This is a genomic window from Hymenobacter agri, from assembly GCF_054778495.1.
On record NZ_BAAGZM010000091.1, the window covers coordinates 1 to 11,073 of the forward strand.

The 11,073-nt window shown below is 62.7% G+C and carries 11 protein-coding genes; 9 read left to right on the plus strand and 2 right to left on the minus strand.

Annotated features, from left to right (window positions below; translation table 11 throughout):
* The 3 genes from ACYVDE_RS07150 to ACYVDE_RS07160 form a co-directional block, all read left to right on the plus strand.
* A partial coding sequence (locus ACYVDE_RS07150) for an NTP transferase domain-containing protein (protein WP_460500800.1) occupies window positions 1-520 on the plus strand: 520 nt, incomplete at its 5' end.
* Window positions 521-590: 70 nt separating this feature from the next.
* The gene (locus ACYVDE_RS07155) at window positions 591-2,342 is read left to right on the plus strand and encodes a S41 family peptidase (protein ID WP_460500801.1); all 1,752 of its coding nucleotides are present in this window, start codon (window positions 591-593) and stop codon (window positions 2,340-2,342) included.
* A 179-nt stretch (window positions 2,343-2,521) separates the two neighbouring features.
* Window positions 2,522-3,214 (plus strand): porin family protein, encoded by a 693-nt coding sequence (locus ACYVDE_RS07160; RefSeq protein ID WP_460500802.1) that lies wholly within the window; start codon window positions 2,522-2,524, stop codon window positions 3,212-3,214.
* A gap of 138 nt (window positions 3,215-3,352) precedes the next feature.
* Here the strand turns inward: ACYVDE_RS07160 and ACYVDE_RS07165 are convergent, their stop codons facing one another.
* Together ACYVDE_RS07165 and ACYVDE_RS07170 are read right to left on the minus strand one after the other, a co-directional pair.
* Window positions 3,353-3,775 carry a molybdenum cofactor biosynthesis protein MoaE gene (locus tag ACYVDE_RS07165; RefSeq protein WP_245115199.1) on the minus strand — a complete coding sequence of 141 codons (423 nt, stop codon included), beginning with the start codon at window positions 3,773-3,775 and terminating at the stop codon, window positions 3,353-3,355.
* 94 nt (window positions 3,776-3,869) lie between these two features.
* Window positions 3,870-4,112, minus strand: a complete 243-nt coding sequence (locus tag ACYVDE_RS07170) for a MoaD/ThiS family protein (protein ID WP_460500803.1) — start codon at window positions 4,110-4,112, stop codon at window positions 3,870-3,872.
* Between the two features lie 135 nt (window positions 4,113-4,247).
* Between ACYVDE_RS07170 and moaA the strand changes: the two genes are divergently transcribed.
* The 6 genes from moaA to ACYVDE_RS07200 all read left to right on the plus strand — a co-directional run.
* Window positions 4,248-5,285 carry a GTP 3',8-cyclase MoaA gene (gene moaA, locus ACYVDE_RS07175; protein WP_460500804.1) on the plus strand — a complete coding sequence of 346 codons (1,038 nt, stop codon included), beginning with the start codon at window positions 4,248-4,250 and terminating at the stop codon, window positions 5,283-5,285.
* A gap of 75 nt (window positions 5,286-5,360) precedes the next feature.
* Complete coding sequence (locus tag ACYVDE_RS07180; protein WP_460500805.1) at window positions 5,361-6,155, plus strand: alpha/beta hydrolase; 795 nt, start codon at window positions 5,361-5,363, stop codon at window positions 6,153-6,155.
* 482 nt (window positions 6,156-6,637) lie between these two features.
* Complete coding sequence (locus ACYVDE_RS07185; protein WP_460500806.1) at window positions 6,638-9,145, plus strand: response regulator; 2,508 nt, start codon at window positions 6,638-6,640, stop codon at window positions 9,143-9,145.
* Window positions 9,146-9,148: 3 nt separating this feature from the next.
* Window positions 9,149-10,348 carry an MFS transporter gene (locus ACYVDE_RS07190; protein ID WP_460500807.1) on the plus strand — a complete coding sequence of 400 codons (1,200 nt, stop codon included), beginning with the start codon at window positions 9,149-9,151 and terminating at the stop codon, window positions 10,346-10,348.
* 174 nt (window positions 10,349-10,522) lie between these two features.
* Complete coding sequence (locus tag ACYVDE_RS07195) at window positions 10,523-10,900, plus strand: cupin domain-containing protein (protein WP_460500808.1); 378 nt, start codon at window positions 10,523-10,525, stop codon at window positions 10,898-10,900.
* A gap of 7 nt (window positions 10,901-10,907) precedes the next feature.
* The coding region (locus ACYVDE_RS07200; protein ID WP_460500809.1) for an SDR family NAD(P)-dependent oxidoreductase at window positions 10,908-11,073 on the plus strand (166 nt) is incomplete at its 3' end.

Consider the following 11,073-nt stretch of genomic DNA (forward strand, 5'->3'; position numbering starts at 1 on the left):
GCTGCACTACCACGGCCTCGACCAGCGCCAGCACACCGCCGCGCTGCTGGCCGAGTTTTGCCCCGATGTGCGCGTATCCGTGCGCCCTGACCAGGCCGGCGAACTGCCCGTCGGCCTCACCGCCCTGCCCGATACCTTCCTGAACCTGGGCCCGTTGGGTGGCATCCTGTCCGCTATGCAGGCCGACCCCAACGCGGCCTGGCTGGTGCTGGCCTGCGACTTGCCCTTCCTCACCCGCAACACGCTCGAATACCTCGTGAGCAACCGCCAGCCAGCCCGGATGGCCACGTCCTTCCGCAGTCCCTGGGACGAATTTCCGGAGCCGCTGGTGAGCATCTGGGAGCCGCGCGCCTACGGGCAGCTGCTGCGGTTTCTGAGCCTGGGCTACTCCTGCCCGCGCAAGGCGCTCATTAACTCCGACACCGAGCTGCTAGCCCCACCCGCACCCGCCGAGCTGCGCAACGTGAACACGCCCGCCGAGCGCCAGGCTGCCGAGCGGGAGCTGGAGCCGCACCGGTAGCCGGCGTATCAGGGCCCCGATAAAATTGGGCGGCGGGCAACGTTTTGCACACATTGCTCATCTTCGGGGCATGAAGTACAACTTTCTTTCCTTTGCCCTGCTGCTGGCTGCCCCAGTAGCAGGGCTGGCCCAGGCTCCGGCCAAGCCCGTCGTTCAGTACAAAGCCGAGCAGGACACCGCCTTTCGCCACGGCTCGGGCATCGCGCTTGATAACCTCACCAAACTCCAAGTCGATAACCTCGCCGTGCTGGGCCGGGTCTGGGGCTTTGTGAAATATTACCACCCCGCCGTAGCCCGCGGCGACTACAACATGGACGCGGAAATGCTGCGCGTGCTGCCCAAGGTGCTCAATGCTAAAACGAAGGACGAATGTAGCGCTGTGCTCAGCACCTGGCTCACTGGCTTCGGCCCGGTGGCGGCCTGCAACAACTGTAGCGAGCCCAAGCCCAAAGACGTGCGCCTCGCGGCGGATTTGGACTGGCTGACTGATAAAAAACAGCTCAGCCCAGCTCTCAGCCAGCAACTTGCTTACCTGCGCCAAAACCGCAACCAGGGCCCGCACTACTACGTGCGCAGTGCCCCCAATATCGGCAACCCGCTGTTTGAGCACGAGGAAGTGTATGCCCAGCCCGCCACGCCCGATGCCGGCCTGCGCCTGCTGGCGCTGTACCGCTACTGGAACATGATTGAATATTTCTTCCCCTACCGCTACGCCATCGGGGAAGACTGGCAAAAGGTGCTGCCCGAATTTATTCCGCAATTCGCCGCCGCCCGCACCGACGAGCAGTACCGGCTGGCCGCTCTGGCCATTATTGCCCGCATCCACGACACGCACGCCAATGTTTTCAACGACAAGATTCTGGCTGCCTACAAAGGCACGCTGCACGCGCCAGTGCAGGTACGCTTTGTGCAAGGCCAGGCCGTGGTGACGGGTTATTTCCACGAAACCCTCGGCCCGGCCACCGGCCTGCAGAAAGGCGACGTAGTGCTGGCTGTCGACGGCACCAAGGTTACCGACCTGATAAAAGCCCGGCAGCCCCTCACGCCCGCCTCCAACGAGCCTACCCAGCTGCGCAACATTGCCCGCGACCTGCTGCGCGGCCCTTCCGACAAAGTTACCCTACTGGTGCGCCGTGCCGGGCGCGATTTTCCCGTGACCGTGGCCCGCGTGCCGGCCGACCAGCTCAACCTGGCCCTGAACTTCGGCACGCCCGACCCCAAAGCCCCGTTCTGGAAGATGCTGCCCGATAACATCGGCTACCTCTCGCTCGGCACCATCAAGCAGGCCGAGCTGCCTGCCGCTATGGCCGCGATGAAGGACACTAAGGGGCTCATTATCGATATCCGTAACTACCCCGCCGAGTTTGTAGTGTATTCACTCACGAAATACCTGTCGGCAAAGCCCGTGTCTTTCGTGCGCTTCAGCGAGCCGCAGCCTACTTACCCGGGCATGTTCATGACCACGCCGGTGCTGTCGGTGCCGGGCACCAAAGACGTGCCCTACGCGGGCAAGGTCATGATTTTGGTGAATGAGTTGAGCCAGAGCCAGTCGGAGTATACCACCATGGTTCTGCGGGCCGTGCCGGGCGCGCGGGTAGTGGGCAGCACCACCGCCGGGGCCGACGGCAACGTGTCGGCCATTGTATTGCCCGGCAACATCAATACGATGATTAGCGGCCTCGGCGTGTACTACCCCGACGGCCGCGAAACCCAGCGCGTGGGCATTGTGCCCGATGTGGTGGCCACGCCTACCATTGCCGGCATTCAGGCCGGGCACGACGAGGTGCTCGAACGCGCCGTGCAACTGCTGGCGAAGCCCTAGCTGCGCGTTGTCCAAGGCTGCTACGCCTTCTTCCAGCAAAAATAGCCGCCTGAACAGCGGTTATTTTTTTGCCTTTCTGCTCAGACGATTACTATCAGAATAAGCGTTAACGACCCGTGTTGGCACGTTTTTGATGGATGCGCCCACGTTACGTCTTCTCAACCAACCTTATTTCACTTATGAAAAAGACTGCAATCGTAGCTGCCGCGCTTCTGGCTACGGCCGCTGTTTCATCGGCCCAGGCTCAGAGTGTGCGCCTCGGCCTGCGCGCCGGCGCCAACTATTCCAACCTGGCCGGCAACATCCAGAATCAGGATACTTACAATAATAAAGTCGGCTTCTTGGGCGGCGTCATGCTCAACGTGCCCATCATTCAGGACGGCTTCCTGTCGCTTCAACCCGAAATCCTGTATTCACAGAAAGGCTTTGATAATAAGCCCACCGAGTACACCACGCTACTCGGCGCCAAGCAGAAGCGCGAAGGCAGCGTGAACTACAACTACCTCGACGTGCCGGTGCTGCTGAAAATGCGCGCCTCGGGCCTCGTGTTTGAAGCCGGCCCGCAGTATTCGTACCTGCTGGGCGCCAACAACCAAACCAAAGTAACCACCACGCCCGCCCTCGGCGGTGCGCCCACCACGGCCGAGTCGCAGGATAAAACCGACGTGAGCGGCCTCAACCGCAACGAGCTGGGCTACCTGGCCGGCGTGGGCTACGAAGCCGACAACGGTCTGAGCCTGAGTTTACGCTACACCGGTGCCTTTAGCGACTTCGTGAAATCCGACAACAGCACCTACTTCAACGGCGACCTGAAAAACGCCCGCCACTCAGCATTCCAGCTGTCGCTGGGGTACCTGATTCCGAGCAAGTAGAGACGCATAATTGCGTCTTGTTGTTGAACGATGACGCACAAATTGTGCGGATGATAAGACGCAATTATGCGTCTCTACGTCGAAAAAACGCCCGATTTCTACAGAGAGGTCGGGCGTTTTTTGTGCTTAAAATCAGCTCTACGGATGCGCGGCCACCCACTCGGTGCCGTCCTCATACTCCTCCCGCTTCCAGATGGTCACCACCTGCTTCAGCGTATCGATGATGAACTGGCAAGCGGCGAAGCTCTCGGCGCGGTGCGGCGTAGCTACCGCTACCACCACGGCCACATCGCCGAGTTCCAAAGTGCCCTTGCGGTGCACCACGGCTACTTCCTGAAGCATGGGCCACTTCTCGTAGGCCTGCGCTACCACATGGCCTAGCTGCGTGAGGGCCATGCTGTCGTACGACTCGTAGTGCAGCCGTCGCACCGGCCGGCCGCCCGACTGGTTGCGCACCGTACCGATAAAAGAGTTGACCGCCCCGGCGGTATCCGTCTGCACGGCCGCGAGGGCGGCGGCAATATCAATGGGCTGGTCGGTAATAGATAGGGTAGGAGTCATTGAATCAGTGAGCAGTTAACAGTTATCAGTGAGCAGTTATCTAAATGGGAGGAATCAAGCTGTTCACTGCTCACTGATAACTGTTAACTGAAGCTTAGCCTCCGGCTACGGGCGGAATCAGCGCGATTTCGTCTACTGTGTGCAGGGGCTGGTCGACGCTGGCGTATTCGTTGTTTACGGCTACGGCGCAGCTGCGCAGGTCGCCGAGGGCGGGGTATTGGCGGCGCATTTCGGCCAGCAGTTCGCCTACGGTGGTGGGGGCGGGGGCCGGCAATTCAATCACCGACGTACCTACGATGTCGCGGGTGATGCCGAAGAGGGCGACTTTTAATGACATATCTTTCGACGTAAATTTTGGGGCAAAAACCAGCCGCTGGGGGTGCTGTGGGCCGTAGGCTGAACACCAGCCAGCGTCTGGGGTTTACCACAAGCCGGCTGTCTTACGTACAGCCGGGCAAAATTGGTGATAAACGTGCTTCCATCTCTCCTCGCTCCGGCCCCGCCGGCTGTCTCTCCGCTCTACGACCAGCACGGCCGGCCGCTCGAATACCTGCGCCTGGCCGTGACGGACCGCTGCAACCTGCGCTGCTTTTACTGCATGCCCGAAGAAGGCATTAAGTACATGCCTAAGCACGAGCTGCTGAGCTACGAGGAGATGCTGCGCCTCACGGGCCTGCTGGCCGGCCTGGGCGTGCGCAAAGTGCGCCTCACCGGCGGCGAGCCCTTCGTGCGGCGCGACCTGGTGCCCTTTATGGAGCAGTTGGCCCAGCTGCCCGGCATCGACGATATCAGCCTGACCACCAACGGCGTGCTCACCGCCCCGCACGTGCCCGCCCTGGCCCGCCTCGGCGTGAAGGCCGTGAACCTCAGCCTCGATACGCTCGACCGCGAGCGGTTCTTCCAGATTACGCGGCGCGACGAGCTGCCCAAGGTGCTGGCCACCTTTCACGCCCTGCTCGATGCCGGTATTCAGGTAAAAATCAACGCCGTGGTGATGGATGGCCAGAACATCGACGCCCTCATTCCGCTGGCCGCCCTCAGCCGCGACCTGCCCGTCGATGTCCGCTTCATCGAGGAAATGCCCTTCAATGGCGGCAGCCACGAAGCCGGCCCCGCCTCGCTGCCCTGGAACCACGTCCGCATCCGCCAGCATCTGGAACAGCATTTTGGTACGCTGCTGCCGGTGAGCATGGCGGCCGGGGCCACGGCTTCGGAGTACACCATTGCCGGGCACCGGGGCACGGTGGGCATCATTGCGGCCTACTCGCGCACGTTCTGCGGCACCTGCAACCGCCTGCGCCTTACGGCCGAGGGCGGCATCAAAACCTGCCTTTACGACCAAGGCGTGCTCGACACCCGCGCCCTGCTGCGCGGTGGTGCTTCCGATGCCGAAATTGTGGCGGCCCTCAGCAGCGCTTTCCACTATCGGGCGGCCAATGGCTTCGAGGCCGAGCGGCAGCGCCCGCTGCACCAGCTCAGTTTCGAGAGCATGGCCACGATTGGGGGGTAGGGCTGCGTTGCCCGGCTGCGCTTTACTTTGGCGGGACCGGAAGCGGGTGCTTCCGTGCGCGGCAGCCGGTGACTTATGAGAGTGGTGCTACTTGTGGTGAGCGTAGTGGCGGCGCTGTACGTGCTGTTATGCGGGGTACTGTACTTCAAGCAGGAAAAGCTGCTGTTCGGGCCCACGCGCCTGCCGGCCGACTACCGGTTTCGTTTCCTGGGCCAATTCGAGGAGCGCTGGACCACCGCCGCCGACGGCACCCGCCTGCACGGGTTACTCTTTAAAGTGCCCGCGTCGAAAGGCCTGATATTCTACCTGCACGGCAACGGCGGCGCGCTCAATAGCTGGGGCGATGCCGCCGCAGCCTACACCGCGCTGGGCTACGACGTGTTTCTGCCCGACTACCGCGGCTACGGCAAAAGCGGCGGCACCATCAGCAGCCAAGCCCAGCTGCTGGCCGATGTAGATACCGTGTACCGGCATCTGCTGCCCGAATATCCGGAAAACCGTACCGTCGTACTGGGCTACTCGCTGGGTACCGGGCCGGCCACGTGGCTAGCCGCGCGCCACCACCCCCGGCTGCTGATTTTGCAGGCTCCGTATTTCAGCATGCGCGATATGGCGGCGCGGCGCTACCCCTTCGTGCCCGGCTTTCTGCTGCGCTACCCCATGCCCACCAACGAGCTGATAGCGCGGGTGAGTGCGCCCATCGTGCTATTTCACGGCGACCGCGACGAGGTGATTGACTACCACGCTTCGCTGCGCCTCAAGGCTTTGCTCAGGCCCACCGATAAGCTCGTGGTGCTGCCCGGCGCGCACCACAACGGCATGACTGACAACCCCGATTACCGGCGGGCCCTGGCCCAGCTCCTGCAATAGCCGGCTCCGGTTGCGGTGTGCTGTGCCCGGCTGAGATGATATGGTGGTAGCGCATCCCCACCGATTTTCGGATTCTGCAAGCTCCAGCGCGTCCAACCGGTGTTGCTCCGCTGGGGCCACGTTCCGCCAAGCGGCACCACCGCGGGCCCGGCACCACGTTGCCTCTTTTTGCGAGGCGTTTTGGTAAGGCCTGCAGCTGCCGGGTGGCGGGTTGGCGCGCTCCGCAGTAGCCCATTTTCTGCGGGCAAAGCACCTGAAAACAACAACCTCAAATAATTATATTTTACCAAGCTTGTTAGAAATGTTTTGTTCAAAAAATACCCCTTAAAATCAAATAATTGTTTTGGTAATAGCAAGAAAGCAAGGTGTTTAGGCTTGTCGATTGTAGTATCTTTGTGAATTGTTTAAAAATAATAGAACTATAATAAATGGGTGTTTTTTACAATTTATTAGACTCTTCCGATATTCCTCCCGAATCTGCCGTGCCGCTGCCCGATGCCAGCGCCCCGGTGGCCGAGCAGCTGGCGGCCCTGCAGCAAGCGCTGGCCGCCACGCAGGCCGAGCTGCGCACCGCCCGGCAGCACCTGGCCGAGCAACGCGACTATTATGATACCGTGCTCAACCACTTGCAGGTAGAGGTGGTGGCCTTCGACGCGGAGCACCGCTACCAGTTGGCCAACCGGCAGTGCTTCGCCGATGATGAGATACGGAACTGGATAATTGGGAAAGACGATTTTGACTACTGCGCCCGGCGGGAGCGGCCGCGCGAGCTGGCCAAAAACCGCCGCCGCTACTTCGAGCAGGCCGTAGCGACCCGGGCCGAAGTAATGTGGGAGGAAACTTTCGCCTCGGCCAGCGGCCCGCAGCTGATGCTGCGCTACCTCACGCCGGTATTTGCCGCCGATGGTGCGCTACGCATGGTGGTGGGCACCAGCGGCAACGTGACGCAGCGCCGCCAGGCCGAGCAGCAGCTGGCCGAGCAACGGGCTTTCTACGAGTGCGCGCTGAGCCACATTCCGTGCGACATTGGCGTGTTCGACCCCGAGGGCCGCTACCTCTACGTGAATGCCACCGGCATTAAGAACCCCGAGCGGCGGGCGTGGGTGATTGGCCGCGACAACCTCGAATACTTCGCGCAGTATGGCCACCCGCGGGCCATGGCCGAGGAGCGCCACGAGCGCATCATGAGTGCTTTTCGGGGGCGTGAGCTGGTGACGTTTGAAGAGTCGTTCGACCGGCCCGAGGGCATGCGCCACCAGATGCGCTGCCTGCAGCCGGTGTTTAACCCCGATGGCTCGCCCCACCTGCTGGTGGCCTATGGCATCGACATTACCGACCGCGTGAACACTGAGCGGCAGCTGCGCCACGCCAAGCTGGCGGCCGAGAGCGCCGTGCGGGCGCGCGAGCTGTTTCTGGCCAACATGAGCCACGAAATCCGCACGCCGATGAACGCCATTCTGGGCATGAGCCAGCTGCTGGCCAAAACCCCGCTCGCCCCCGACCAGGACAGCTACCGCCAGGCCATTACCACTTCGGCCGAGCATTTGCTGGTGATTATCAATGATATTCTGGATTTGAGCAAGCTCGAAGCCGGCAAGATGACGCTGGAGGAAGTTGGCTTTACGCCGCGCCACCTGCTGGCCGAAGTAGAGCAAACCCTGCACTACAAGGCCGTGGAAAAGGGCCTGATGCTGATAACCCGCGTGGCCGACACGGTGCCGCCCGTGCTCCTCGGCGACCCCTACCGCATCCGGCAGGTGCTGCTCAACCTGGCCGGCAACGCCATCAAGTTCACCGAAACCGGGCGCGTCACCGTCACCTGCGACTTGGTGGGCACCGGGCCCGACGGCCGGGCGGGCGTGGAGTTCCGGGTGGCCGACACGGGCATCGGCATTGAGCCGGAATTTGTACAGAGCCTGTTCCAGGAGTTCAGCCAGGAAGACTCGTCGGTGACGCGCAAGTACGGCGGCACGGGTCTGGGCCTGAGCATCAGCCGTAACCTGCTGCGCCTGATGGGCAGCGACGTGCAGGCCGAAAGTGTGAAAAGCAAGGGCACGATGATGCACTTCGTGGTGCAACTGCCCGTGGGGGCGTCGGCCGACCTGCTGCCTAAAGACACGCTGCCGCCCCAGGAGCGCCTGCTCCCGAGCCTGCGCGCCAAGCGCGTGCTGCTGGTGGAGGACAACCGCTTCAACCGCCAGATTGCCAAAACCTTCCTCGACCACGCCTTTGTGGAAGTGACCGAGGCCGAAAACGGGGCCGTGGCCGTGGAGCTGGCCCAGGTCCAGCCCTTCGACCTGATTTTGATGGATATTCAGATGCCGGTGATGGACGGCTACGCGGCCACCGCGCTGCTGCGCCAACAGCTGGAGCTGACTACGCCTATTGTGGCCCTCACGGCCAACGCCATCAAGGGCGAGCGCGAAAAGTGCCTGGCCGCGGGTATGGATGACTACCTCACCAAGCCTTTCAAGGAAGATGAGCTGCTGCGCAAGGTGAGCCGCTGGGTGCTGTGCCCGCTGATGAGCCCCACCGAAGCCGAACCCACCGAAACTGCTTCCCCGGAGGCGACGACGGCCCCGGCCGCCCAACCCGGCGGCGCCGCTGTCCAGGCTGCGCTTTACCAGACCGACGAGCTGCTGCACGTGGGCCAAGGCGACCTCGACTTTGTGCGCTTCATGCTCGAAACCTTCGTGGAGAGCTGCGACGAGGCCATTGCGGGCTTCGGGCAGGCTGTGCTGGCGGCCGATGTGCGCCAGCTGCGCGGCACCGCCCACACGTTGCGGCCTAACCTCACGCACCTGCGTGCCCTGCACATTCTGCCCCCGGTGGAGCTGCTGAACGAGTGGCCCGAGCCGTTCGAACGGGCCGCCGTGCAGCCCGTCGTCGACGAAACCATTGGCCTGCTGCGGCAGGTGAGTGCCCGGATTACGGCCGATTTGGCGGCCGGTGCCTGCGCCAGCCCGGCCGCCAGCCCCGAACTTGCGTAAAAATTGGACCGCTCTCCCGCTGAGAGCGGCCGCTTGCGCATGATGACGTTGGATAGTGTTTCGCCGCGCGGCACCTCGCGCAAAACCCACCGCCTGGCGGTAGGCGCTTTGTTTTTTTTGCTGGGCCTGTGCTTTGCCAGCTGGGCCTCGCGCATTCCGAGCGTGCAGCAGCGCATGGGTATTTCGGAAGCGGCGCTGGGCGGCGTGCTGCTGGCCATTCCGCTGGGGCAGCTGGCCTCGCTGCCGCTGGCGGGCTGGCTAGTGGCCAAGCTGGGCAGCCGGCGCGTGGTGCTGTGGGGCGTGGTGCTCTACGCCACGGCGCTGCTGGGGCTGGGCTGGGCCGGTAGCCTGTGGCAACTGCTGCCGTGCCTGGTAGTATTTGGGGTGGGCGGCAACCTTACCAACATCGCGGTGAATACCCAGGCCGTGGGCGTGGAGCGGCTGTACAAGCACAAACCCATCATGGCGTCGTTTCACGGGCTCTGGAGCCTGGCGGGTTTTGTGGCGGCCGCCGTGGGCTCGTTCATGATTGGGCACGCGGTGCCGCCGGGCGTGCATTTCATCTTCATTGCGGCCTTTATTCTGGCCGGGCTGGCCGTGAGCGCCGGCTCCACCGTGCGGCAGGATGCGGGCGTCGACCCCAATCAGCCCATCTTCGTGAAGCCCGATAAGGAGCTGCTCGGGCTGGGGGCCATTGCCTTCTGCGCGCTCATCTGCGAGGGGGCGATGTTCGACTGGAGCGGGGTGTATTTCAAGAAGGTGATTCAGGCCGATAAGGCCTGGGTGGGGGCGGGCTACACGGCGTTTATGAGCACGATGGCGCTGGGCCGCTTCGGGGCCGACTGGCTGGCTGCGCGCCTCGGCCCCCGGCGTGTCATTCAGCTTAGCGGCCTGCTCACGGCCGTGGGGCTGAGCATTGCGGTGGCGCTGCCCACGCTGCCCACGGCGCTGCTGGGCTTTTTGCTGGTGGGCTTCGGCACGTCGGCGGTGGTGCCGCTGGTGTATTCGGCGGCGGGCAAGTCCACGCACATGTCGGCAGGCATGGCCTTGGCGGCGGTGTCCACCATCGGCTTTTTTGGGTTTCTGCTCGGGCCGCCGGTTATCGGCTTCGTGGCGGGTGCTACGAGCCTGCGCGTGTCGTTTGCGCTGATTGCGGTGATGGGGCTGGCCGTGTCGGCGGTGGCGAGCCGGGTGCGGGTGTAGTTTTTGGGAACAGGGAATAGGGGAAAAGGCCGTCATGCTGAGCGCAGTCGAAGCATCTCTGCCGCGCAACTAATTCTAACATTTAGGTTAGTATTAAGGTAGAGATGCTTCGACTGCGCTCAGCATGACGGACGTACCCTTTCACCTTGTTCCTTTTCCCTTATCCCCCATTTCATGCCCGACAACCCCACCGCCACCAAATACACCTGGGACGCCATGCCTGTGGAGCAGGTAACCGACCAGCTTTCGCGCCGCCTCATCACTGGCGATAAAATGATGCTGGCTCATGTCTACCTCAAAAAAGGCACTATCGTGCCCCTGCACCAGCATCACAACGAGCAGATTACCTACATTCTGGAAGGCGCGCTGCGCTTCTGGATTGGCTCGGAAGACGCCGAGCCCATTGTGGTAGGCGTGGGCGAAGTGCTGCACATCCCCGGCAATGTGCCCCACAAAGCCGAAGCCATCGAAGACACGCTCGACGTGGACATCTTCAGCCCGCCGCGCCAGGACTGGCTCGATAAGTCGGACGACTACCTGCGCCTGAAATAGCCCGATTATGGACCTCGGACTGCAAGGAAAAGTTGCTCTGGTGGCCGCCGCCAGCCAGGGACTGGGCCGCGCCGTGGCCAAAGAGCTGGCCGCCGAAGGCGCCTCGCTCATCCTATGCGCCCGCCACGATGCGGCGCTGCAGGAAACCTGCGCCGCCATCGAGCAGGCCCACG